Annotated in this window: 25 protein-coding genes; 8 read left to right on the top strand and 17 right to left on the bottom strand. The window is 65.8% G+C overall.

The genetic code is table 11. The features are described from left to right. Window positions 1-23: 23 nt before the first annotated feature. A complete protein-coding gene (locus ACIA8C_RS06195; RefSeq protein ID WP_397131442.1) occupies window positions 24-1,493 on the bottom strand; it encodes an APC family permease in 1,470 nt (489 codons plus the stop codon). A 110-nt stretch (window positions 1,494-1,603) separates the two neighbouring features. Here ACIA8C_RS06195 and ACIA8C_RS06190 point away from each other — a divergent pair, with 110 nt between their 5' ends. The 3 genes from ACIA8C_RS06190 (at window position 1,604) to ACIA8C_RS06180 (ending at window position 4,217) form a co-directional block, all read left to right on the top strand. Then, the gene (locus ACIA8C_RS06190) at window positions 1,604-2,335 is read left to right on the top strand and encodes a hypothetical protein (protein WP_397131440.1); all 732 of its coding nucleotides are present in this window, start codon (window positions 1,604-1,606) and stop codon (window positions 2,333-2,335) included. Between the two features lie 146 nt (window positions 2,336-2,481). Then, the gene (locus ACIA8C_RS06185) at window positions 2,482-3,501 is read left to right on the top strand and encodes an NlpC/P60 family protein (protein WP_397131438.1); all 1,020 of its coding nucleotides are present in this window, start codon (window positions 2,482-2,484) and stop codon (window positions 3,499-3,501) included. Window positions 3,502-3,620: 119 nt separating this feature from the next. Then, a complete protein-coding gene (locus ACIA8C_RS06180) occupies window positions 3,621-4,217 on the top strand; it encodes a peptidoglycan recognition family protein (protein ID WP_397131436.1) in 597 nt (198 codons plus the stop codon). Between the two features lie 201 nt (window positions 4,218-4,418). Here ACIA8C_RS06180 and ACIA8C_RS06175 read toward each other — a convergent pair whose 3' ends face one another. Next, a complete protein-coding gene (locus ACIA8C_RS06175; RefSeq protein ID WP_397131434.1) occupies window positions 4,419-5,339 on the bottom strand; it encodes a LysR family transcriptional regulator in 921 nt (306 codons plus the stop codon). Window positions 5,340-5,476: 137 nt separating this feature from the next. Here ACIA8C_RS06175 and ACIA8C_RS06170 point away from each other — a divergent pair, with 137 nt between their 5' ends. Further along, on the top strand, window positions 5,477-5,824 hold the full coding sequence (locus ACIA8C_RS06170; RefSeq protein ID WP_397131432.1) for a DoxX family protein: 348 nt from the start codon (window positions 5,477-5,479) through the stop codon (window positions 5,822-5,824). Window positions 5,825-5,847: 23 nt separating this feature from the next. Here the strand turns inward: ACIA8C_RS06170 and ACIA8C_RS06165 are convergent, their stop codons facing one another. Further along, a complete protein-coding gene (locus ACIA8C_RS06165) occupies window positions 5,848-6,744 on the bottom strand; it encodes a LysR family transcriptional regulator (RefSeq protein WP_397131430.1) in 897 nt (298 codons plus the stop codon). A 47-nt stretch (window positions 6,745-6,791) separates the two neighbouring features. On the opposite strand from ACIA8C_RS06165, the gene ACIA8C_RS06160 reads away from it, so the two are divergent. Further along, window positions 6,792-7,517, top strand: a complete 726-nt coding sequence (locus ACIA8C_RS06160) for an SDR family oxidoreductase (RefSeq protein WP_397131428.1) — start codon at window positions 6,792-6,794, stop codon at window positions 7,515-7,517. A gap of 29 nt (window positions 7,518-7,546) precedes the next feature. On the opposite strand, the gene ACIA8C_RS06155 is transcribed toward ACIA8C_RS06160, so the two are convergent. The 3 genes from ACIA8C_RS06155 to ACIA8C_RS06145 all read right to left on the bottom strand — a co-directional run bounded on the left by ACIA8C_RS06155 (window position 7,547) and on the right by ACIA8C_RS06145 (window position 10,084). Continuing rightward, window positions 7,547-7,912 carry a phosphopantetheine-binding protein gene (locus tag ACIA8C_RS06155; RefSeq protein ID WP_397131426.1) on the bottom strand — a complete coding sequence of 122 codons (366 nt, stop codon included), beginning with the start codon at window positions 7,910-7,912 and terminating at the stop codon, window positions 7,547-7,549. 286 nt (window positions 7,913-8,198) lie between these two features. After that, a complete protein-coding gene (locus tag ACIA8C_RS06150) occupies window positions 8,199-8,774 on the bottom strand; it encodes a DUF6861 domain-containing protein (RefSeq protein WP_397131424.1) in 576 nt (191 codons plus the stop codon). A gap of 326 nt (window positions 8,775-9,100) precedes the next feature. Beyond that, entirely contained in the window at window positions 9,101-10,084 is a 984-nt protein-coding gene (locus ACIA8C_RS06145; RefSeq protein ID WP_397131422.1) for an Acg family FMN-binding oxidoreductase, read from the bottom strand. A gap of 378 nt (window positions 10,085-10,462) precedes the next feature. Between ACIA8C_RS06145 and ACIA8C_RS06140 the strand changes: the two genes are divergently transcribed. Further along, window positions 10,463-11,248, top strand: a complete 786-nt coding sequence (locus ACIA8C_RS06140) for a hypothetical protein (RefSeq protein WP_397131420.1) — start codon at window positions 10,463-10,465, stop codon at window positions 11,246-11,248. Window positions 11,249-11,401: 153 nt separating this feature from the next. Beyond that, a complete protein-coding gene (locus tag ACIA8C_RS06135) occupies window positions 11,402-12,103 on the top strand; it encodes a hypothetical protein (protein WP_397131418.1) in 702 nt (233 codons plus the stop codon). An 81-nt stretch (window positions 12,104-12,184) separates the two neighbouring features. On the opposite strand, the gene ACIA8C_RS06130 is transcribed toward ACIA8C_RS06135, so the two are convergent. The 8 genes from ACIA8C_RS06130 to ACIA8C_RS06095 form a co-directional block, all read right to left on the bottom strand. Further along, window positions 12,185-12,628 (bottom strand): hypothetical protein, encoded by a 444-nt coding sequence (locus ACIA8C_RS06130; protein ID WP_397131416.1) that lies wholly within the window; start codon window positions 12,626-12,628, stop codon window positions 12,185-12,187. Continuing rightward, window positions 12,625-14,121, bottom strand: a complete 1,497-nt coding sequence (locus tag ACIA8C_RS06125) for an MFS transporter (protein WP_397131414.1) — start codon at window positions 14,119-14,121, stop codon at window positions 12,625-12,627. The genes ACIA8C_RS06130 and ACIA8C_RS06125 overlap by 4 nt, the downstream gene beginning before the upstream one ends. Before the next feature lie 426 nt (window positions 14,122-14,547). Then, window positions 14,548-15,243, bottom strand: coding sequence for a hypothetical protein (locus ACIA8C_RS06120; protein ID WP_397131412.1), 696 nt, complete (start codon window positions 15,241-15,243; stop codon window positions 14,548-14,550). Between the two features lie 16 nt (window positions 15,244-15,259). Beyond that, on the bottom strand, window positions 15,260-15,613 hold the full coding sequence (locus tag ACIA8C_RS06115; protein ID WP_397131410.1) for a hypothetical protein: 354 nt from the start codon (window positions 15,611-15,613) through the stop codon (window positions 15,260-15,262). A gap of 220 nt (window positions 15,614-15,833) precedes the next feature. Further along, complete coding sequence (locus ACIA8C_RS06110; protein WP_397131408.1) at window positions 15,834-16,679, bottom strand: class I SAM-dependent methyltransferase; 846 nt, start codon at window positions 16,677-16,679, stop codon at window positions 15,834-15,836. Between the two features lie 222 nt (window positions 16,680-16,901). Further along, a complete protein-coding gene (locus tag ACIA8C_RS06105) occupies window positions 16,902-17,912 on the bottom strand; it encodes a hypothetical protein (RefSeq protein ID WP_397131406.1) in 1,011 nt (336 codons plus the stop codon). Between the two features lie 423 nt (window positions 17,913-18,335). After that, on the bottom strand, window positions 18,336-19,091 hold the full coding sequence (locus ACIA8C_RS06100) for a hypothetical protein (protein ID WP_397131404.1): 756 nt from the start codon (window positions 19,089-19,091) through the stop codon (window positions 18,336-18,338). Window positions 19,092-19,263: 172 nt separating this feature from the next. Further along, on the bottom strand, window positions 19,264-20,064 hold the full coding sequence (locus tag ACIA8C_RS06095; RefSeq protein WP_397131402.1) for a hypothetical protein: 801 nt from the start codon (window positions 20,062-20,064) through the stop codon (window positions 19,264-19,266). Window positions 20,065-20,164: 100 nt separating this feature from the next. Between ACIA8C_RS06095 and ACIA8C_RS06090 the strand changes: the two genes are divergently transcribed. After that, complete coding sequence (locus ACIA8C_RS06090; protein ID WP_397131400.1) at window positions 20,165-21,085, top strand: aldose 1-epimerase family protein; 921 nt, start codon at window positions 20,165-20,167, stop codon at window positions 21,083-21,085. 76 nt (window positions 21,086-21,161) lie between these two features. On the opposite strand, the gene ACIA8C_RS06085 is transcribed toward ACIA8C_RS06090, so the two are convergent. The 3 genes from ACIA8C_RS06085 to ACIA8C_RS06075 all read right to left on the bottom strand — a co-directional run bounded on the left by ACIA8C_RS06085 (window position 21,162) and on the right by ACIA8C_RS06075 (window position 23,647). Then, the gene (locus ACIA8C_RS06085; RefSeq protein WP_397131398.1) at window positions 21,162-22,319 is read right to left on the bottom strand and encodes an MAB_1171c family putative transporter; all 1,158 of its coding nucleotides are present in this window, start codon (window positions 22,317-22,319) and stop codon (window positions 21,162-21,164) included. Beyond that, a complete protein-coding gene (locus ACIA8C_RS06080) occupies window positions 22,316-22,840 on the bottom strand; it encodes a hypothetical protein (RefSeq protein WP_397131396.1) in 525 nt (174 codons plus the stop codon). Before ACIA8C_RS06080 ends, ACIA8C_RS06085 begins: the two co-directional genes overlap by 4 nt. 186 nt (window positions 22,841-23,026) lie before the next feature. Beyond that, window positions 23,027-23,647 carry an LGFP repeat-containing protein gene (locus ACIA8C_RS06075; protein WP_397131394.1) on the bottom strand — a complete coding sequence of 207 codons (621 nt, stop codon included), beginning with the start codon at window positions 23,645-23,647 and terminating at the stop codon, window positions 23,027-23,029. Between the last annotated feature and the right edge of the window lie 4 nt (window positions 23,648-23,651).

Genomic DNA, 23,651 nt, shown 5'->3' with positions numbered 1-23,651 from the left:
CGACGGCGATGGTCTCGGCGCGGTCAACGTGGCTCGTCGACGAACACCCGCCTCATCTCAGGCAGCCGGGCCGGATGTCGCACATACAGGTAGACGAGCACGGCAATCCCGATCAGATACCAGGTTCCGATGACAAGGCCCGCCTCGCTCGACGGGTAAGTCAGTGGCGTGACGAACTTCAGCACCGAGGCGCCGATCCCCATCGCAGTGAGCCAGGCCGGGACGAACGCCAAGATGCCGAGGGCCGGAATCACTAGGTGCAGGAGCCAATTGAATTCGGCACGCTGCCGTCGTAGGTAGAACATCGTGCACGACAGGTTGAACACCATGTAGACGGCGATCATGACGCCTGCGAGGATCGTGGCGAGAAGCACGAAGGCTACCGTCGGGCCGAAGTGGATGCCGATGGGCAGGCCGATGGCGAGGGTCACCAGCAATTGGACGACCACGCCGATGTGCGGCGAGTTCCACCGCGGATGCGTGCGGGACAGCGCGGCGGGAAGCAGCCCGATCCGGGACATGGCGTACCAGGTGCGGGTCGTCGCCAGAGTGCCCGCGTTCCCGTTGGCGAACGTCGAATTCAGGATGGCGAACAATGCCACCACCCAACCGACTCCCCACACGTCGCGTGCGAGTGTTATCCACGGGCTCCCGTTGCCGAGCTCGCCGAAGGCCGAGTACTGGTGCGGCCCGAAGAACACGTCGCCCGCATAAGTGGTGAAGACATAGAACACGCCGATGGCACAGCAGGACGCCATGACGGCGACCGGGATCGTGCGGCGCGGCTTGCGGGCTTCCTCGGCAAGTGGCGCGGAGGCCTCGAAGCCGATGAACGCGAGGATGGTGTAGATCGATGCCGCGGCGACGCCGGAGAACCCGTGGTAGCCCTCGACAGTCGCGAAGTGCAGGGTGAAAACGGCCCCCGTGTTCGCTCCCCCCGCCTTGACCACCAGCCAGCCTGCCAGTACGAGAAAAACGAGGATCTCGAACAGGCCCAGGATGGTGCCCACCTGTGCGCTGACACGCACGCCGCGATAGTTCAGCAAGGCGATCACCACGGCCGCCATGATCATGATCACGACCCAGGTGGCGGTGAACGGCCAGCCGAACTCGCTGTGCATCACCGAACCCACCAGATAGCCGACGAGGACCGTCGTCGTCGGACCGATCAGCGCCTCGACCAGCGCGTAACCCCAGCCGACCAAAAATCCGATCACCGGGTGCAGTGCCTCGGCAGGATAGGTATAGATGCTGCCTGCCGACGGCAGGTGCTTGGCGAGCTGCCCGATCGAGCTCGCGACCAGCAGGCACGCGACCAATGCGAGCAGGACGGCGAGCGGCAGTGCGCCACCCGCGTAGCTGGCGCCGACCGCGATCGACAGCGCGACCGCGCCCGCAGGCGCCATGGAGGTTACAGATTGGAACAGGACCTCGCGCAATCCGATAGCGCCTCGTGCCAGACCCGGGGCTCCGGCGGGATCGGCGGCTGTCATACCCACCCCCTTCGTCTCCTGACTACGATCATGCGGGCTTGCTCCCTCCCTGCGCGGCCAGATCGTCATTTTCCCGCCTCTGTTCCGCCGCGGGAGGACCATACTGATGTATGTCTGCCGACACAGGCCGATCCGTGGCCTCGAGCTTCGCCTCGTACGGCGTGACACTGCTCGGAACCGTCGGGCTCGCCTATGCCCCCGTCGGCGGAAAGCGGGTCGTCGCACTCGGCGATTGGGCCAGTGGCGTCGCCTGGTCGACTAGCAAGGTGCCGCTTGCGGTCGCCGCGTTGCGGGCAGCTCCGATAGCCGCGAAACCCCATGTGGTACAGGCCATCTCGCGTTCCGACAACGCCGCGGCCGAGCAGCTGTGGTCCATGCTGGGGCCCCCGGCTGTCGCCGCCGCAGCGGTAGACGCCGTGCTGCGTGAGGGCGGCGACACCGTCACCCGGGTGCAATCGCGACGTGTCCGGTCGGAGTACACAGCCTTCGGCCAGACCCAATGGAGCACTACTCAACAAGCCCTGTTCACCGCTCACCTTCCGTGCATCGAGGTCGGCACCGATGTCCTCGCGCTGATGCGAACGCTTGATCCCGAGCATCAATGGGGATTGGCGCGGTTGCCCGGGGCAGCCGCCAAGGGCGGCTGGGGTCCCGACGAGAAGGGGGTACACCTGGCCCGGCAACTGGGCGTGATTCCCAACGGATCGGGCTGGACCGCCGTGGTATTGGGCGCACGACCGAAGTCGGGTACCTTCGCCGACGGAATTGCCTTGCTCGACCGGCTTACCCAGTGGGTCGGCAACCATCTTCGACAATTACCCGCTGGACGATGCCCACGGTAATAGGACTGTGCTGCGACACCGGCTGTGCGAGCAGGATATCTCGATCGAGGCGATTCGAAAGTGATTGAGCTGAACCATATACGGACGGAGGTATGGTGAGATTTCAGGCAGCTTTCCGGAAGGACTCGACCCGAACGGATGACGTCATGAGCAGTCCAGGCATCCTGTTGTGCGCACTGAGTATCGTTGTCGCACTGTCGATCCCGGCCCATGCAGACCCCACGCCTCCGCCGGAACCGCCCAGCGCATATGTCGATGTCGCTGCGGCAACGGTATGGACCTCGCCGCAGAGTCCCCGTCCGGTTGACCAGCCGGCCCTGACCAACCCGGTCGACGTCCCCCGCTGGATAGCGGATATGACATTGGCACAGCAGGAAGCCCTCACCTCCGACAATCTCACCCAGACCCAGGCACTGTATGGAGATCGCGTCTATGTCCTGCAGCAGCAAGGAGATTGGTCCGAGGTGGCGGTACCCGGGCAGCCCACACCGAAGAACGCGCTCGGTTATCCCGGCTGGATACCCACGGTTCAGCTGACCACCAGCCCGGATTTCGCCGCCCTGAAGGCACGCGCCCCCTTCGCGCTCGTCGACCACCACCCGACCACCTGGCTGCACAGCGACCCCGGACTCGCTCGTCGAGACATCGAAATCAGCGCCGGCACTCGGCTTCCCGTGCTGGGCCGCATCGGCGATGGGATTATGGTCGCCACCCCACACAGCGGTCCGAAATGGCTGGACGCCCGCACCGTCGACGTCTATGAGAAGGCCAGCGACATTCCCTATCCAACCGCCGCCGATCTGGTGCGGTTCGCGTCCATGTTCGTGGATCGCCCCTATCTGTGGGGCGGACGCTCCGCGTTCGGATTGGATTGCTCCGGGTTCACCTCGACCATCTATCAGGTCCATGGGATCACCCTGCCCAGGGACGCCGGACCGCAAGCCACCGAGGGAAACGGCCGCACGGTCGACAGCAATGATCTACAACCTGGTGACCTGCTGTTCTATGCACACGACACCCACGACCCCGACTCGATCTATCACGTGGCGATGTCCATCGGAGACGATCTGATGATCGAGGCATATGACTCCGCCACGCCGGTACGCATCACCCCGGTCCGTTTCGGCACGGATTATTGGGGTGCAGAACGATACCTGCACAACTGAGCCGCAGCTATTCTGGAGATATGGCCGTCGCCCCGCCATTCAGGGATCCCACCGAAACGTCGTTCACGTGGGGCTTCGCCGCAGTGACCCGGAAGGGTTGGTCGGCCGACGAGTCGTTGATGACATGGACGGACCACCAGTTCGATCCGGCTCAACTGATCACCGTCCACCACACTCTGGATTTCGACGGTAGCGGTGCCACCGACTACCGACAGGTCGTTCGCGCGGTGTACGAATTCCACGCCTCGTCCGCCCACGGTGGCCGGGGCTGGGGCGATATCGGCTACCACCTGGTTATAGATCCGAACGGGGTCGTCTACGCCGGGCGCGATACCGGCGACTCCGCTCCGATCTTCCGGCCCGGCGCAGTGCTGCGCCCCGGTGTGGAAGTCGTTCAGGCGGGCCATGTCTACAACGCCAACCCGGGCAATATCGGCATCTGCCTGATCGGGAATTTCGATGTCACACAGCCGACCACAGCCGCCGTCATCGCACTGCGTGATGTCCTCGGCACCCTGTGCGCCGGCTTGGGTCTGAATCCACTGACCCAGGTCCGCTACATCAATCCGACCACGAATCTCACCGTCGACATGCCGGCCATCTCGGGCCACCGGGACTGGTCCGACATCGCCGGCCCCACCGGGTGCCCCGGCGACCACCTCTACAACCGCCTCCCCCTCCTACGGGCAGAAGCCTTGCAACCCTATGGCAGTTAGCCCGACGAACCGGTTGTGACACAAACCGTTCCGATCCGAGCTGAGATCTTCCGGCAATCGGGGCCAGGTAGCAGCGAGAGTCGAGAATCGACCCACTCACGAATGTTCGAGGCGTCGGACCGGTGGAAACCGGCCAACCCGACGCTTCCAGCCCATGGAGACGGGCGGCTCGAATTGCCATGGCGTGGCGTCAGTGTGCGTTCAGCGTGAGGGTATGTGGTGCCCGTCCTCGGAGTCGGCCAGTTCGGTGACGGTATGAACAAAGGCCTGGATCGCGGGGGTGTCTCTGATGGGTGACCAGATCAGGGCCTGATCGAAGGGTGTTCGGTCGGAGAACGGGACGAAGGCGACGTCGGGCCGCGCGTAATAATCGGCCGCCCAATCGCAGGTCGGAGTGGCGCCTTTGCCCGCGCCGATCAGTGACAGCATCTCTTGCCATCCGGCGGCGACCGGACCGCGCGGGATCGGACGACCGGAGGGGGTGTGCCGCAAGATATGGATATCGAGAACGGCGTCGGGGACCCCGGCGGGGGCGATGATCGGGATCTGCGCGAGGTCTTCGACCGAGACGCTGTCGCGGGCGGCAAGGGGGTGCACCGAAGGAACAGCGAGGACCCGAGGCCGGGAGAAGATCGTGGGCCCGATGACGAATTCGGTATCGCCGCCGATGATCGCGGTTTCGGCCAGCATCAGATCGATCTCACCGCTGCCCAGGGATTCTCGTGCCGCACCGTAGGTGACTTCCCGGAGCTCGACCGTACAGCCGGGATATTGGTCTCGGAAACGTTCTGCGGCGCGCACGATCAGGTTCCCGGCCCAGGCCGCGGTGAACCCGACGCGCAAAACTGCGTGGATGCCGCGGGCGAGGGCCGTGGCGGTTTCGACGGCGGCTTGGATCTGGTGGTAGGCGGGCAGGAGATCCTTACGTAGGCGTTGGCCCAGGGGCGTCAGGGCGGTGTGGCGGCTGGTGCGTTCGAACAGTGGACCGCCGATCTGGCGTTCCAGCTTCTTGATGGTCTGGCTGATCCGACCCGGGGTGACCCGCAGACGTTCGGCGGTCCGGGTGAAGTGCAGTTCCTCGGACAAGGTCAGAAAAGCCTCGAGTTCGAACCGTTCGAGCATCCCGCCGCCGATCTGTGAGTATCGCTAATAGATTGTTCCATAATGCCTGCTTGTTCGGCCTGGCCCGCACCGGCACTCTCAATGGCACCGACACAGCAGGTTTCGGGACGTCATAAGTTTTCGAGAGGACATCGGCCATGAACGCCGCTTACTACATCGTGGGCGTGGTTGCCGCCCTCTGGGTCGGCTTCTCGGGGTATTCGCTGTTCACCCAGCAGCAGTTCGTCGTCGAGCCGCTCGAGCAGTACGGGGTTCCGCGGCCGTGGTGGAACTGGCTGGCCACAGCCAAGACCGCCGGCGCATTGGGACTGGTTGTCGGCTTCTTCGTGCCGGTGATGGGTGTGGCGGCGGCGATCGGGTTGATCATCTATTTCCTGGGTGCGAGCGCGACCGCGATTCGGGCGCGTTCCTACAAGACCTCGATTTTCCCCGTGCTCTATCTCGTTCCCGCCGCCGCGACGTTAGTGCTGCAGCTGGCGAGGTAAGCCGTCCCGCTCTGGGCTCATGGCTAGAGGCGTGTCGCAGTACGGACGAGGTCGGCGACGGCTTTGGATCTGCTGTGTGGTGGCCAGGCGATGACGGTCGTGACGGCCGGTGCGTCTGGCACGGGCACGATGGCGTGATCGTCGCGTAGCTGGGCTCGGTGCGACTCGGGCATGAGCGCGCAGGCCCGTCCGAGCGTGATCAGCTGGGTCAATTGGGTGTGGTCGCGAACCTGCGGTCCGGGGCCGTCGGGATAACTCCCATCCCGTCGTGGCCAGCGTGGCAGTGGCAGGTCCGTCAGGGCGTTGACCTCATCCATCGACATGTGGGCCCGGTTGGCGAGGGGATGTCCCGCAGGCAGGATCACGACCTGCTGTTCGGTGTGCAGATCCTCGGTGTCGAATCCGGCGGTCGTGTCGTAGGGCCGGTGGAGCAGAGCAATGTCGGCACTCCCGTTGCGTAGCAAGCCTTCCGGTTCGCCGGGCCCGCAGAGCACCACCTCGACTGCGACAGCGAAGGGCTCGGCGGCGTAGGCGTCCAGCAGTTTCGACAACAGTTCTCTGGACGCTCCCGCCTTGACGGCCAGCACCACACCGGGCCGGTCGACAGCGGCGCGGCGAGTGCGGCGCTCGGCGGCGTCGACCGCTTCGAGGGCGAGCCTGGCCTCCTGCAGCAGCACCGACCCGGCCTCGGTCAAAGTGATTGCGCGAGAAGTGCGGTGCAGCAGGACGACTCCGAGCCGCCGTTCGAGCTGCTGGATGGCTCGCGATAGTGGTGGTTGCGCGATCGTGAGCCGTTGCGCCGCCCGTCCGAAGTGCAACTCCTCGGCGACGGCGACGAAATAGCGCAACTCCCGCGTCTCCACCAGGTCATGGTATCCGGCGATGACCACGACCAATACCCGTGCGGTATCGCCGCCCACCCGATCGGTCTTGGACGCTATACCCAGGGCCGCAGCAGGATCGGGGTGTGAGTGAACAGACGATTGCGCTGGTGACCGGCGCGAACAAAGGAATCGGATACGAGATCGCCGCTGGCCTGGGCGCGCTGGGCTGGCGAATCGGTGTGGGCGCGCGTGATCGGCAACGCCGCGACACCGCGGTGGCGAAGCTGCGCGCGGCCGGGACCGATGCCTTCGGTGTGCCGCTGGACGTGACCGACGACGCAAGCGTGGCCGCGGCGGCCACCTTGATCGCCGACGAGGCCGGAGGGCTCGATGTTCTGGTCAACAATGCCGCGATCACCGGCGCTATGCCGCAGACACCGACCACGCTCGATCCCGCGACCGTGCGAATCGTGGTGGAAACCAACGTGATCGGGGTCATCCGGGTCACCAACGCGATGCTGCCGATGCTGCGCGCCTCGGCAGCACCGCGAATCGTCAACATGTCCAGCAGCGTCGGCTCGCTCGCCCTGCAAACCACACCCGGCATCGACATGGGCCCGGTTCCCGCCGCCTACTTGGCCTCGAAGACCTTCCTCAACGCCCTTACCATCCAATACCGCAAGGAACTGGGTGATACCAACATCCTGATCAACTCCGGCTGCCCCGGTTTCACCGCCACCGACCTCAACGGTTTTCGCGGCGACCGTACACCGCAACAAGGCGCGGCCATCGCGATTCATCTCGCGACCCTGCCCGACGACGGCCCGACCGGCGGATTCTTCGACGACGCCGGAACGGTGCCCTGGTGACCCGCGGCCGATGGCTGAGCGCCTGACGATCAGCTGTGCTCAACGTATCTGGCGACGTCCCCCACGTTGGTGAGTCGATCGGCGTCCTGGTCGGGGATATAGAGGCCGAATTCGTCTTCTACCGCGCAGAGGAAAGCGGCTACGTCGTACTCGTTCATGTCGAGCTCGGTGAAACTGTCGGAATAGGGATCGGTACCGATGGACTCGCGGAGAACTGCGCGGATACGGCTGACCGCGATGTCGAAGTCGGCGAGAGCGTCATCGGACGGCCCGATCAGGGCAGGCGCGCTGTTGACCTGTAGCCGGCCAACCTCGGCGGCGGGGGGATCGAGAAGAGCGGTTCCGGCGGCGGCGGGTACACCTGCGGCGCAGGCATCGACTTTACGAACACGCATAATGATCAACTCCAATCTTGACGGATTACTGGGCTGGTGCGGTCCCGGCCAGCACCGGATGGCGCCGAACGCGGTGCTGGCCGGTAACCTGCCCGGTCGGCCTGTCCCCGGGAACGACCGGGCGCTTCTGACGACACCGATCTGCGGCCGCGATGGTGGCCGACCAGCGCCCGCCGCAGCGGACCAACCGCTGCAGACGGACTGCTGGATAGTTCATAGGTTCCGCCCCAGGGTCGCGGTAACCATGATCTTTGGGCAGTATCGGCCTCGGCTTATCGCTGCGCGCTTACGGCGACACCCAGCCGATCCCCGCGCCAACCAATGCGCCGACGATCGCGCCGGGAATCATGCCGACGCCGAAGAACGGCATACCGATCAGCGCGCCCACGCCCCCGCCGATGAGCGCGCCCACGCCCGCGTTGTACTGATGGCGGGCCAGGTCGGAGGCATAGTCGACGAAGTGGAGCTGCAGATCGCTCCGCTGTGCCTGATCCATGGTGGGCGACCCGACCGGCGTCAGGGTCAGCTTGCGGCCCGTTTCATCGATCTGCGGAGTCAGGTCGAAGGTGTGCCCGCCAGCCTGATATGCCAGCGGCATCGTGTCCAGGACCGTGCCGTCGTCGGCCGTGGCGGTGACAGCTTTGCCATCGCCGGACAGCGCGAACGTGCCCCCGTTGAGCTCGCTTACCACGCTGTTGGCGTCCGGCGCCAAACCCGTGGCGATACCGACGCCGTGGTCCTCACCCTGTAACACGTCCCCGGCTGGCTGAACCTGGTTGTGCTCGATCTGCATGGGCTGCGCGTACGCACTGCCCGTAACCGTCGCAACCGCGCCGATGCTGAGTAGTGCGGTGGCCGTCAAAGTCCTGATCTTCATGGTTAACCCCTGTCGTGCTTCTAATGGATGGTTTTTGATTCCCGTTTCATACTGTCCCGTATTTGGTTCAGTACGGCAAGGGGTCTGCGAAGGATCCTCGCAGTCAACGAACGCATTTCTCGCTGCGAAATACTATCTGACCTGGTCAGGTATCGCCATATATGACCTGCACCACCCCGTCCGATTATGGTGCACTGCGAACAATTTTTGACACGCATCTGGTGCGAACTTCCGCGTGCAGGATGCTCCAGCAAGGCCACCGGGTTCCTTGCCTTTGCGTGGGGCGCTCGACGTGCCGGTGGGTCAGCCGGTTACGACGTGCCGAGAGCAAGTCTCAGCAGCTCGTCGTTGCCGCGGCGCTGGGTGAGGGGAATCGGTGCCGCGCACCCGGGGGTCCATCCGATGCGGACCATCGTGTGGGGGTGGTGACCGTCGCATATGGAGATGCGGATCCGGTCGCGGATCTCCGGTAGCTCGAGCGGCTCGGTTTGCACTCCCGTCGCCAAGCCCAAATGGGTTGCCGACAGGAGCAGGGCGCTGAGCGTCTCGCCGGCGCGGATGCGGGCTAGCTGGCAATCGGTCGTCGTACACACCGCAAGCCATTCGGCCCCGTCGGATTGGGCGGAGAATTCCGCACAGGCCGGCGCCGCGAACGCTCGACGCGGGATCGCGTCCCCGCCGCCGACCGGCACGGCGTTACCGGCCGGGACACCGTGGTCGTCGACCAGGCGGCCGCTCCATGCCGCGAGCTCGGCCTGATATCCGGGGTCGGCGGCATGCCGCCGGACTGCCGACCACATCAACTCGCCAAGCTGGGATTGGTCCACGACGCGGATCCGGTGCACCTCCGCCTGGCCGTATTTCTCCGCGCAGATCGATATTGCCGACAGATACCCGGCGGGCACTGGACGCCGCAGAAACCGTCGGCGGTCGGTATGGCGCAGCGGAATCGCCGCGGCCAGGCTGCGGTCGATTCCCCGCGCCGACCGCGGGCGCAGCGACAGCCGGGCTAAATGGTTCGAGTCGCCGGCGTCGGGCAGGCGCTGGACCTGACTGGCCCAACCGAGGCCGAGGAATGCGGCGCGCAGATGGTGCAGCGCTACGCCGCAGCTGATCTCGAGCTGTTGCCGCTGGCGGTCGCAGACGATGAGCTGCCGGTCGGGGTCGGCGTAGAGGTCGATGGTGTCGAACCGCCGCTCCCAGCGCCACGGCTGGGTGTTGTGTATGGACGGCGCGCGGGCAGCCAACCGGAGGGCGGCTCTGAGTGTGTCGCTATCTGGTCCGAGTGCATTCATGACGTTCCTTTCGTCGGTACTGCGGAGGGGAAGGCCTGGGTGGCGGCGCGCGAATGGCGATTCGTCCAATGACTGGTCTGCGGTCGCCGGATCCGAGGTCTCCAATGGAACATATCTGAGTCAATCTATCGCGCCAGTTGACGTCCAGGCGCACTGTGTGCTGCAACCCACAGACAGCCAGCTTGTGTGCGTTTGAGCTGTGCATACGTGCGCGAGACGGTTTTGCCTGGGTGCTGAAACCGCTTGATCGACCGAGTAGAAACTGGCATACCTGCAACGATAGCCGTACAGTATGAAACGTATTCGGTACAGCGCGATCAGAACGCTGTCCGGATATGGAAAACACTGTCCCCCAACAAAATTCGAGGTTGAATCATCATGCGTATTCGTAATGCTCTCTGTGTCGCCTGCATCGCTCTGCCCACCGCCGCAGGGGTCGCCCTGACCGGTACCGGCGCCGCGAACGCCACCGTTGTCGACGGGCCGCAGGCCATCGAGGCTCCTGTCCGAACTGCGGCCGTCGTGCCGGCTGACGCACCGGCCGATCCCCCGGTGGATCCGGTGCAGGCGGGCGCACTTCAAGGCGCTGCGGACGGCGCGCGCATCGGCGCGGTGGCCGGTGGCATCACCGGCGGGGTCGTCGGTCTGCCGCTCGGCGTGGCAGGCGCTGCGGTCGGCGGCGTCGGCGGTGCGGTCGTCGGCACCGGTGTGGGCACGGCGGCCGGTGGTGCGCTCGGCGCAGGCAGCGGCGCCGCACTGCTCGGAGCCGCCGCCGGCGCGGACGTCGTGGTAGCGGCTCTGGCCGGCGGCGAAGGCGTGCCCGCGGCAATCGCGGCGATTCCGGTCGCCACCATGTTGGGTGGCCAGGTCGGCGGATTGCTCGGCGGCGCCACGGGCGCGGTGGTCGGCGCGGCCGCGGGCGGTGCGGGCGGGGCCGCACTGGGCTTCGCCGCGGGCGAGGCGATCCCGGTGGCGCTCGGCGCAGGAGCGGGCGCGCTCATCGGTGCCGGTATCGGCGCCGGTGTCGGCGCTCTGGACGGCGCCAACCAGGCGGCCCACAACCCGAATGTCGACAACGCTCCGAACGTCGACGATGCTCCGGGTGCCGATACCGCCGCGATTTTCGATAATGCCGCCGTTGTCGACTTCGCGCCGCAGTCCTGAATTGCGCCACAGGGTAACCAGACGTAGGCCCCGCCCGCTTTTGCGCGGAGCGGGGTCTCGCGGCGTCCGGGTAGGTCAGTCCCGGGCTGGTCTCGGAGCTGCGGCGATCTCGTCTGGAACGGATTAATCGAGGATTGTCAGAGGAATCGCAATATGGCCGAGAATTTGCTCGCGGCTGCGCTGGTGGTGACCATCGCGGTGACGCTGGCTCGGATATCGGTGTGGCAATCCGAGCCGAAGACCCATTTGCTGACAGTCGTGCTGGCGCTGTTCGCGGTGTCGGGGACCGCGACGCATCCGTGGGTGCGGGAGACCGTCGACGCCAACCGGCATCTGCCCGGATGGAGCGGGATAGTGGATGATGTCGTGCTGCTGACCGCCGTGTGCCTCATGTGCGCCTACCTGGCGCGCGTCTGGGGGTTCACCGCTGTGGCACGAGTCGCGGCCTGCGCCGCGCCGGTACTTGCCGCGGCACTGGCGCTCGCCTACGTTTTCGCTGAACATTCCGGCAGGCACCGCCACTACATCGGGCAGGAGTTGAGCCGTCCGGCCACCGTGTACGGGCTGATCGTGTCTTTCGGGCTATTGGTCGTGACGCTGGTGATGGCTGTGACCGTGCTCGTGGCCCGACCGGCGAGTCTCACCCAGCTGTGGTTCGGGATCGCTGCGGCGGCCGGCCTCGTGCTCGCCTGCCTGCGCACCTGCGCCACTATCGATCCAGGCCGTTTCGCTGATCCGTTCTGGAGTTCGCGATACGCCCTCGCCACGGTTTTCCTGCTCGCGATCTCCGCGGCCGGAGTAACCAACCTGCGCGGCAAAGGGCGATCGCGAGCGCGCGGCACGCGCCGATCCTGAACGCTCCACATGTGCCGGAGGGCCGCGACTGTTGTCGCGGCCCTCAGCGCATATCCAGCTCGTACACGGTGGCGCATGCTGTCAGTCCTGATACGGCTCCACGGTGAACGCCACCTCGCCGGACTCAGGAAAATGCGCCGGGCCGAGCGAGACCGTGCCGACGAACCGCCCGAATCCCGGGTAGAAGATGTGCGACCGGCCGGGTGTCATCCATATTCCGGGGCCGACCGCGGTTTGGGTGAAGGTGCCGCTTTCGCCGGTGTCCACGTTGTGCCATTGCAAGGTGACGTCGAGGTGGCAGGGACCGACGCCGGGCATCAGCGTTTCCACGGTGAACCCGGCGGCGTTGGGGTAAGCCGGGCTGTGCACGGAGGATTTGACCTGGGCGACGCAGGGGCCGTCGGCCAGCGAATACATTGTGGCAAAACCTCCGCCCGTATCGGCGGTGGCAGGTGTCGCCGTCGCGAGCAGCGCGGCTGCGGCGGCGAGGGCGGAAACGGCGGTCATGATTTTCCTGCGATTCATTCTGGGTCTCCTACTTCGTTGTGGTTTTTCCTCCTGGCCCGCACGGTCATCACCCAAATTGCGGCGGCCGTGATCACCACGGCGCCAACGCTGGCGACCGTCGCAATATGCATACCCGTGACGAAGGCGTTTCGCGCGGATTCGATGGTGGCCGGGTCGCCGCGCGCTCCCGCAATGGTTTCTTCCAAGGTGCCGGCGAAATGGCCGCTGGAGCGGAATATCGTCGCCGTCAGCGATCCGATCAGGCAGACCCCGAGCCCGCCACCCAATTCCAGGCTCGTCTCGGAAATGCCTGCCGCCGCACCGGTTTCCGATGTCGGGACCGCGGATACGGCCGCGTCCGAGGCGAAGTTGAACAACACCCCGTAGCCGAGCCCGGCGGTAGTCGAGCCTGCGACATACCAGGGCAGGCCCGCATGTACGCCGGTGGCGACCAGCAATAGATTTCCCGCCGCCGCCGCGCCGAGCGCGAGCAGGATTGTCCGGGTCACGCCCCATCGTGATCCGATGCGCACACCGACCACTGAGGAAAGGAAAACCGCTGCGGCCATGGGCATTCCTAGTAACGCCGCGTCGAGCACATCGCAGCCGAGCACCGTTTGGCGGTAGATGCAGGTGAGGTAGGTCATGCCGGCCCAGGACAGCGCTCCGATCGATGCCGCGGCCAGCGCCATGGTGAAGGAGGGTCGCCGTAACAGTGACAGATCCAGTAATGGCGTAGCCAAGCGCCGTTGCCGGTGGACAAACCAAACAGACGCGGCGAGTCCCGCCAGTGCGGTGCCCGTGCTGTATCTGTCGAGACCGTCGACGGCGGTGTGCTTGATCGCGTAGACCAGCGGCAGCACGGCGCCGGCGAACAGGCCGACACTGAGCACGTCGATGGGGCCGAGAGCGGTCCGGCGAGATTCCGTCAGGACAAACGGTGCCAACGCCATGACGATCAGCACAACCGGCAGGTTGATCAGAAATACCGAGCCCCACCAGAATTCGTGCAGCAGCGCCCCCCCGATCACTGATCCCGCGGCGCCACCGCTGGCGAAAAACGCGGTCCAGATGCCCACCGCCGCACTGCGTGCGCGGCCACCGCGAGGGAAAAGGTCGGAAATGAGTGCGAGACTCGTCGGCAGCAGCATCGCGCCGCCGATCCCGAGTAACGTTCGTGCCGCGATCAGCATGCCGACGTTCGGGGCGAACGCCGCCAGCGTCGAGGCCGCACCGAAGACGCCCGCGCCGATCATCATGATCCTGCGGCGGCCGATCCGGTCGCCGACATTGCCCATCGTCACCAAAAGCGCGGCAAGGCTGAATCCGTAGATATCGATAACCCACATGGCCGCTGTCGGCGACGGATGCAGCGCGCGCTCAACATTCGGCATGCCGAGATGCAGAACGGGCATATCCATCGCAACAAGGAACGCCGGCAGAACCAGCACCGGCAAACCGAGCCAAGCTCGGAGCGGGGCACCTACTTTCTCCGTATTCGGGTCGGTCATTGATTTTCTCCAAGAATGCTCGACATGGTGTTCGGCTGTCGGTAGTGGAACGGGACCGGCGCGGTGGCGAGTCCGGGCAGCGGGCCGCCGATCAGCAGTCGATCAGGCCAGGCCAGACGGGACAGAGCCGCCGTCACTCACTTATGAGACACACTGTGTCAATTATGGTTCACAGACGCAAGCCGCTTTCGGTACGCTTGCCGCCGATGGTCGGCTTCGCACCAGAAAACTACTGGTCATGATGGCCAAGGATGGCAGGTGAGGCGAGCGTCACTCTTGAGTGCATATCTCGAAAATGAGTCGCCTGTACCCGTAAGGGGCGCGTGAGCATAAGCCACGGATGGAGGCAGAGTTCACGCCACGGGAGACGGCCTCGTCGCTGTCGCGTGGATCCGAACCCTCCAGCGGGCAGCGAGCGGCCCGTGATCAACTATTCGAGGCCGCCTGGGATCGCCGCTTACGGAGCAGATTATCGATCCCGGCCGCGGAAACCGCCAGCAGGACAACGGTATCCAGGGGGTAGCGCAGGTCCCAGAAGGCGTCGGAGAAACGGCCCGGGTCGATGGTCGCGCTGAGCCGCAAGGTCGCCACGACAAGGCCGGCCAGGGCGGCCACACCGAACCACAATTGGGTCCGAGTCGGGGGCCGAGCGGCGGCGACGGTGACGGCCATGACGAGGTTGGCCAGCAGCAGGGCACTCGACACGAGCAGGCCGTGCACGGTCGCGGTGGGGCTGAGCTCCTCGCCGATGTAATGACGGTGCTCGCCGTGGTGCTCGGCCAGGGCATAGGTGATGATCAGCAGCGCCGCGAGGACGGGTGCGGCGAGCGCGGCACCCCTGGCGAGGCGAGGATGTCCCCAAATCCGCGCCAGGTAGGCGCACAGGAGGCAGACGGCGGTGAGCAGCAGCACGTCATAGCCCATGCCGGACCAGCCTGGGTCGTCGAAGTGGGCGTCGAGCGCGTCACTGAGCCGATCGTGCGCGAAAACTGCCGCAGCAGCCAGCAGTGCGAGTATCACGGTGAGCAGCCGGGTCTGCGGGGCGGTGCGCCAGACCGAGAGCCGGGCGAGCGCCGTCAGGGCGGTCACCACGATCGCGAGGCCGAACAGGCCGTCGGTCATCCCTCGCGTGCTCCCTTCATTCCTCGCGTAATCCTTTGCTGAGTCGCTCACGGCGGGACCGGGGGGCCGGCGGCGGGGTGTCGGCGGTGAGGCGGCGGCCGACTTCGGCGGCGAGCTCTTCCGAGCTGGCATCCTGCAGTGCCTCGCGCACTGACGCCCGCTGCACTTCGGCGCGGGTCAGGAACCCGGCCGCGATCAAGCCCTCTACCGGGCTCACGCCATAGGTGCGGCTGAATGCGATGACGGTCTCGGCAACCGGGGTGTCGCTGAGGTGGCGTGCCACCCGCATCTGATTGGTGCCCATGCGCGCGGCGATGGCACGGTCGCTGTCGCCGTGTGAAACGGCCTGTTTCCAATCCCGGAAGCCCACACCCCCGAGTGTGTCCCGTAACTGCGTCATTGTGCAAGAAATCCTAGCCGGTGGTGTGACGGCCGTGACCTCGACCCGCCGTGGCGAATCGGGGGTGATGGGGTCGGTAGTGGCACTTGGCATGGCCGCCGCCAGCGGGCCGGACGGCCGGTTACGCCCCATCCGTAGGGCAGCCACCTTGGCCGCCCGCCGCGGTGACCAGTTCATCGTCTCCGCTCGCTCAGACGACCCGCGCGGCCACCAGGGTCTCGAAGGTATAGGGCCGCAGCCCATCGGTACGGCCGGCGAAGTACCGCTGCTGGAGGTCTGCCCGTGCGGGATGGTCCACGACCTTCAGCCCGCACCGGCTGATCAGCCTCTCGATCTCGGATACCGGCCAGCCGGGCTGAAGAGGCTCACCGACAGAAGCCGCGATCGGCGTGTAGATACGGGCGAATTCCGTCCCCGCGTCGTCGAGCACACAGTCCTCGGCCCGGTAGGAGAACACCACCTCAGACCCGGGAGCAGCCGCCGCGATCGTGCGCAACGTCGACTCGATCGCCGGTGCCGTCAGATAGGGAGCGACGCCCGTCCAGCAGAACATCGCCGGCCGCGCCCAGTCGAACCCGGCCGCGCCCAGCACATCCTGAACCGGTTCGGCCTCGAAATCAGCCGGCACGAATACCTGCGAGTCGTTGAGCGGCAGGCCGAGCTCCCTGACCCGCTCGAGCTTCCAGGCCTGCGAGGCAGGGTGATCGACCTCGAACACCGTCAGCGAGCCGAGCAGATCCGGCCGCCGCCACGCGTACGAGTCAAGCCCCGCGCCAAGAATCACGTACTGCGTGAAGGCGCCGGCAGCCAGCCGGTCCTCGGCGTACCGGCTGCGGGTGCAGACAGCCGCGCGGGATTCGCGACGGACCGGGCCGGGGAACAGCGGATCGAACTGGTCTCGCAGCTGCTGCCATACCGGGCCGACAAGCACCAGGGCCAGCACATCGTCCAGTACCCACGGCGACGCCGTCTCCAGGCGAAACAATCCACGCGACACAGCCGCAAACATCGCTGTCCTGCTCGGCGCGCTCTCCATGCATTCCTCCTCGCCGGCCAGAACCCAGCATGCCGGTCACGCACGTTCACCATGCGCACTTCACAGGATGCGCCTGAAGCGCCCTGACGGCCACAGCCAAATCGCGCGGCAGCCACGATCTGGCTCCACGAGCCCTCACCCTACGTTCGAACCCAACGAACGTCCGCTCCTGCCGCGTTCGGTCGCTCAGCCGCGCCGTAGGAGATTCGCGGGTGTGTCAGCTCAGAGCAGGCCCGGGTTGGCGGCACGCAGGTGGGCTATCGCGCGGTCGGGGAACAATTCCCGCGGAATGGCCATGGCGCGTCCATCGTGGTTCATGAGCACCGCGTGGCGGCATATGGTCAGCTCGGTGATTTGGTCGTATCGCACATGGCTGTAGAACTCGGGGGTGCGTACGTCGACCGCGTCGGGGCCGAACCGGGTGGCGAGCAGGTCGCCGTCGGCGGCGGAGTTTGTGAATCCTCGTCGCAGTCGGGCGAAGTCGACCCTCGCCGCGGTCGAGTGGGTGACCAGCGCGATAAGGATCATCACGCCCGCCCCGAAGGCACCGGCGACCAGCCCCTGCGTGCCCGCGATCGCGACGGCGATCAGCATGAGTATCGCGGCAATGGCGGCCCCGGTCTGGGTCAACAGCCGGTTTCTTCGCCAGGTGACCGCCCAGGCCAGCTGTGCGGCGGTGTGAGGTCCCGCGGTGACCGTGGCAGTCGGCTGATCCAGCGACGGGAGCGGGGGCAGCGGCGGCGGGGTCGCGACATCTTCACGCCCGGCGATTCGGGCGCGCAGGTAGTCGATCGTAGTGTCCGGGAACAATTGCCGCGGGAATGCGATCTCGGTGTTTCTCATGCGGAGGGTGATCGAAGCCGGTTCCACCGTTATCGCGCGGAAGTGGCTGTGCAGGAAGCGGGCTCGATTGTCGGTGGTCTGCAGTTCGAATGCTTCCGGGCCGAACCGAATGGTCAGTGCCTGCCCGTCCGGCGGGATCACGGCCCGGTACGACCGAGCCAACGGACCCGCCCCCAGCCGCCGCAGAAACACCGAGAAGGCGACCACCGCGGTCACCGCGATCGCGATTTCGTACTGCCGCATCACCCATAGCGCGATCATCAGGACGATCGAGACCGAATACGTCGAGCCCACCAGTCGGCGGTGTATCCGAGCCCGCCGTCTGGCGATCGCCTTCAATAGTTCGGTGCACTCCGGTGTGCCCACCAGTTCGGCGTCCGGTTGCTCCATCACCGGAATCGGCGGCAGTGGGCTGAAATCCTGCGCCTGGGCCGAGTTCGGTTGGACTGCGGTTGAATTCTCGTCACTGGACGAATCCCCCGCTGGCCCCGATCCGGCTCCGGATTGTGATGGTCCATCGATCTGGTCACACATGCAAGGTAAATCGGATTCCGCTGGCGTAGCGGTACACAGCTGCGAGAAGATCCTGCGGGTCAGTTTGCTCGAGCAGCAACCTGCAGTGTCGCAAGGTGTTCGGAGGTGGGCGGGCAGGCGTCACACGGACATGGCGCCACGAGTCCTTCGTGATTTCCGCACCGAAGCCGACAAACCCACCGCCGACGGTGCCACGGCTGCGTGGTATTCGGCGTGATGTGCCGCCTCGAGCTCTGTGGAGGCGAGCCGGTGTCGTAGCGAGTTCTCCTGTGTCAGTATTCAATTGGCATCGTTGACGCAGTAGCCCGTGGATCCGATCGACAGCGTGAAAGTTACTGACTGGGCCCGGGTGGAGCTCACTGGAACCTGGATCTTATAGCCGTACGAGTCCGTCGGCTCGAGGGCCGACTTGCGCTCGTCGAATACGGTGATGCCGTTGAGTTTTCCGGGGTTGTCGGCCAATGGTGAACCGAGACAGAGGAGGCGGTACTTGTGCTCTGTATCTTGCGGGTGCACTGGGGATCCGGTCCTGCGGGCCAGGTAGCGGTGTAGTGCGTAACGCGCGTCGGCCTCGTCGAGGGTGGTGTCGGATCCGGTCGGCGCTACTCGCGGACAGGCGTAGCCGGAAGCGATTTCGTCACGGTACAAGTGGACAGCCTCGGTCGGTCCGCTCCAGGAAACGGTGAACTGCCCGTCGCGGCCGGTTTGTGCCAGCGCCGCGAGGATTCCGGCTTTGTCGCTGTACATCTCCCGGGCGCGCGCCGGGTCGATGGTCCAGCAGTTACGGATCAGTCGGTCGAGGTCGTCGGCGACCAGATCGCGCGCCCACGGCTGAATCGCCCTGACGGCGTCCGGATTTCCGGGGACATCGCCGATCGGCACGATCGTCTGCGGGGCGGCCTGCGCCACCGACGCGGTCGAACCCAACTGTGCCGGAGTCGATGTCGCCGAGTCGCTGCGCTGCGGATCGGCTGTCTTGTGCGCGTCGGTGCCGCACGCGGTCAGCATCGCGCAAGTCGAAGCCAGTACCGCCACTGCGCCTATCCCACGGACATGCCATAAAGCGCGAGTCATGGGCGTGACAGTAGCTTCATACCCGGTTGTGCCACAGGACGTTAGAGTTCAGGCCACCAGAGCTGTGGGCAGCACGCCCAAATGACGTCGGCCTGAATCGATGTCAGGCGGCGTCATCGCGCTACTGCCGGAATCATTGGGCGAACGTGTCGTTGATGTAGTTCGCCGCGTGCGTCGTCCACACCACGTTCGTGCCGGGCAGGTTCTGCGCCGAATAGGCGACGTGCGGGCCGTTCGGCCAGGGCGTGAGCAGGCCGATGACGCCGCGCACTGCCTCGGCATAGCGGTCGAGGTTGCCCACCGGGTCGTGCAGCAGCCACCGCAGCAGCTCGTCGAAGATCAGATAGCCGACATCGCCGAAGCGCGCGCCCTCCACGAACGAGAACGGCGAGATGCCCACATCGATGATCCGCAGCGGCGAGTCCGCCGGGGACGCTGTAATGATGTCGGCCGGATTGGCGTATTCGCGTGTCTGGACCCGCTCCGGCCACGGCCCGTGCTGGCCGTGCAGTCCAAAGGTCGACGGCGGGCACAGATTGTCGACCGAATCTCCCTCGCGCCGAAGCGGATTGGCGATATTGACCGCGAACGCGATCTCCAGCGGGCTGCCGTCGGTGTTGGTGTACTGCCCGCAGTGCACCCCCTCGAGGATTCGGCTGGCGCAGATGCCGCCCAGGGAATAAGACACCATCCCGCAGACATTCGGTGAATCCTGGATCGCCTGCACCCCGGCGGCGATGCCTTCCTGCACCGAGGTGTCCAGCGACGGACCCCACAGATCCGGGTCGGGCCCGATCGACGCCGTCCAATCCGGTTCGTAACTGCGGAAATACCCCGGGTCGAGCAGCCCCGTGACGGCCGCCGTCATGCCCATCGGTGCGCCGTCGGGGCTACGCGTCTCGTTGGTTCCTCGAAATGTGAAGATGTCGATCATCGGTTCTCCTGACCCGCAGACCCCCTTAACACCACGGTAGATCCATAGCGACCGACCGGTGGGCAAGTTCAGGACTCGGGGCACGGTAGCGTCCTCGGTCATGACTCCGCCACCATCCGGACAGCAGTTCTCCATCAGCCATGGCGACCAGCGGGCCGTGATCGTCGAGGTCGGCGGCGGCATCCGGGAGTACCGGATGGCCGGACGGGACGTGCTGGAGCCCTACGACGTGCTGGCGATGGCCGATGGTGGTCGCGGTGGCGCGCTGATTCCTTGGCCGAATCGGTTGGCGGACGGCAAGTATCGCTTCGACGGTGTCGACCAGCAGTTGCCGCTGACCGAACCGGCGAAGCACAACGCGATCCATGGGCTGCTGCGCTGGCGGCCGTGGCGGGCGACCGACGCGCAGCAGAACGAGGTCACCATGCGGACCACGCTGCACCCGCGCAAGGGTTACCCGTTCTATCTCGACCTCGCCATCTGCTACGCACTCGCCGACGACGGCCTCACCGTCACCACCACCGCAACCAATCTCGGCGAGACCGCGGCACCCTACGGTTGTGGCCAGCACCCGTATCTCTCGCCGGGGAACGGCCTGATCGATGACGCGGTCCTGCATTTCGAGGCCGCGACCCGGATCGTCACCGACGACGACCGTCAGCTTCCGATCGGCACCGAATCCGTCGCCGGTACCCCGTTCGACTTCACCACACCGAAGCCGCTGGGCGCGTTGACGATCGATCATCCGTTCACCGACCTTGCCCGCGACGACGACGGCCGCGCCTGGGTACGGTTGCGGGGCAACGACGGAGCCGTGGCCGAGCTCTGGGTGGACGACTCCTATTCGGTGATCCAGCTGTTCACCGCCGACACCCTCGCTCCGTCACATCGTCGAACCGGCCTCGCCGCCGAGCCGATGACCTGTCCGCCCAACGCTTTTCAGAGCGGCGACGGGCTGATCCGGCTGACGCCCGGCGCCACCGTGCGGACCAGCTGGGGTGCACGACTGACCCCTTCGTGACGATAGCCGCAGCGTGACGATAGCCGCAGCGTGACGATAGCCGCAGCGTGACGATAGCCGCAGCGTGCCGATCGCCTCAGCGTGCCGACGCGCCGACCGGCTGCAGCGCACTGGCCAGCGCGAGGAGTTCGTCGACGTCGGCGTCGAGTCCGTCGGTCGCCGGACTGGCGATCGGCATCGGCCTGCCGCGCACCTCGACGCCGGACGCGCGGGCCTGCAGAGCTTGCCGCAGCTGCTGCGCTAGTTGAGTTGGCGCGGAAGCGGTTTGGGGCGCGGCGGCCTGAATGTGGGCCAGGTAGGGACTGATCCGGACCAACCCGTCCCGGCATTCGATGACCCGGCGGTAGAAGCGACGGTGCACGCCGGTGCATCGAAGCCGGTCGAGTCGCGGGCTGGTCGGCACGCGGATCAGCGCGTCCTCGGGGAATTCCGCGTGCAGCAGCGTCCACAGCGGCGTGAGCGTGTGATACGCCCGCAGATGGCGCCACCAGATGCGCCCGGCGGCCACCCTGGTGACGGCGGCGGGCACGGTGATGCCGAGCAGGAACAGCCCGAAGCCGGGTAGCAGCAACATCACTCCGGCCACCCGGGCCGGGTCGGGCAGGTCGGTGTTCGCGAAGTGCAGACTGCTACTGACCGCGAAGATCGTGAAGGCCAAGATCAGGGTGGCCAGCCCGGCCATGGTGATCCGCAGCGCGAACCGAAGCCCACCCTTGGCGTGCCGCACGACGCGCCGAGTGGCCAGCGCCGAGCTCAGGAACGCGGACAGCAGATAGCAATTCGCGACTGTGTAGAACAGGCTGATGCTGAATACACCGCGAGCTTCCTGTCCCTTACCCGTCGTCACCTGCGCGGCGACAGTACGCAGTTCAGCGGGAATGAACGCGGCCGTCACGATCAGCGTGCTCACCACGGCGACCAGCACGAGCGCGTGCCATTTGGCTCGGACACCGGCCTCGCGGCGATCGAACGCACTGTAGGAGAAGAAGCAGACAAGGCAGTACGCGCCGGTCATGATCAGCACATGGTTGGTCACCTGGGACCACATCGGCTGGAGACCGTGGAAATCCACGCCTCTGGAGGCGTAGACCACAAAGGGCAACCCCATGGTCCAGCACACGACTACCGCGGTGATCGAGCGCAACCGCACGTCGCGCGGTTTGAGCGCCACCAGGGACAGCATCCACGCCAGCGTGAGAATCCCGATCCCCACCACGATCTGGATGCCGATCACAGCCAGCCCCGCCGGTCGTTCAGCGCGGAGCCGAGGCGTTGTGCGGCCGCGTCCGATATCGGCCCCGTGGTGATCTGGTCGAGCACGGAGGCCCATTCCAGGATGATGGTGGCCACCGTCTCGGCTTCGCGTTCCTCGACGGTGTCGTAACAGGTGCGGCGCAGCACGGTTCGCACGTCGTCGGGGCTCAGGCCGCTGAACGGGAACAGCTCGGTCATCAGCGAATCATCCTGCTCATCGCTGTGGTGACCGGCCAGCAGGTGCCCGAGTTCGTGCAGCACGATGTGATCCTGGTGGGCTTTGGTGGTCTCCTGCTGATACAGGATGTAGTCGACGGTAGCGGTGGCGATCCACGCCCCGAATGGGCCAGGGATCGGAATCGGGTGCGCCACCAGCTGGATCGGTTTTCCCCGCTGCTCACCCACCCGACGGCACAACGTGGCCACGTCCAACGGCGGCTGAATGTCCAACTCGACGAGCAGACGACGCAGGCGGCGACGTAACTCCCGCTCGCCCTTCACGCTGCCTTCAACTCCATCAATCGATCCCCCACTGGTCCGCAACGCCACCGAATGAAAGCTATCGACGTACGCTATCGACGATGGTTGCCGCGTGGCCGTTCGAGGTTAGGTTGCCTCCGCAACCGAGTCAAGCCCAAGCCTCACCCACTCGGCGGCCCCACCACCGCACCACCGCATGAGACCGAATCATGATGTGGCCGTGATGATTCCGCGCTGAAATCGCTGCGCCACAGCACCGTCCGGGGTGCGGTAATCGTCGCCGATCGGGTATCCGTAAGCACCGCTTTCGTATCCGGCCTTGCGCCAGATGTCATAGATCGGGCCGGCCACCGGGTGTGCGCCGGTGCCCTCCGTCCAATAGATCACCCCGTGCTCGAACTTGCTCCACAGGCCAGGAGTGTCGCCGAAGTAGCCGATCAGCGGTATGGCGAAACCTCCGGTGGACAGCTTGTACACGTTGCTTGTCGGATATCCGAGGGCGCCGCGCTCCCAGCCGAGTTCCCTCCATTTCGCGAGGATCGGCCCGTTCAACGCATATGCCTTGCCGCCATCGACGTTCGACTTGGTGTAGAAGACGCCGTGTTCGAACGGCTGGAATTGTCCGCCGTCAGCGGTGCCTCGTGCGTTGTCGAGGGGTCCGCCCCACACTGGCCGGCCGCCTGTTTCGAGGAACGTCTGCTCGATCGGTCCGCCGACCGCGAACGCTCCGACGGATACTTCGGCTCCGGCGGGGACTGCCAGCACCGCGACCCCAGCCGCCACCGCCATCGTCAGCACCGCAAAGACTCGAATCATGTTGTCTCGCATCGCC

This window comes from Nocardia sp. NPDC051321, from assembly GCF_044455225.1.
Lineage (GTDB): Bacteria > Actinomycetota > Actinomycetes > Mycobacteriales > Mycobacteriaceae > Nocardia.
The sequence above is the reverse complement of the archived record's forward strand: the minus strand, read 5'-3'. Positions and strand labels throughout refer to the sequence as shown.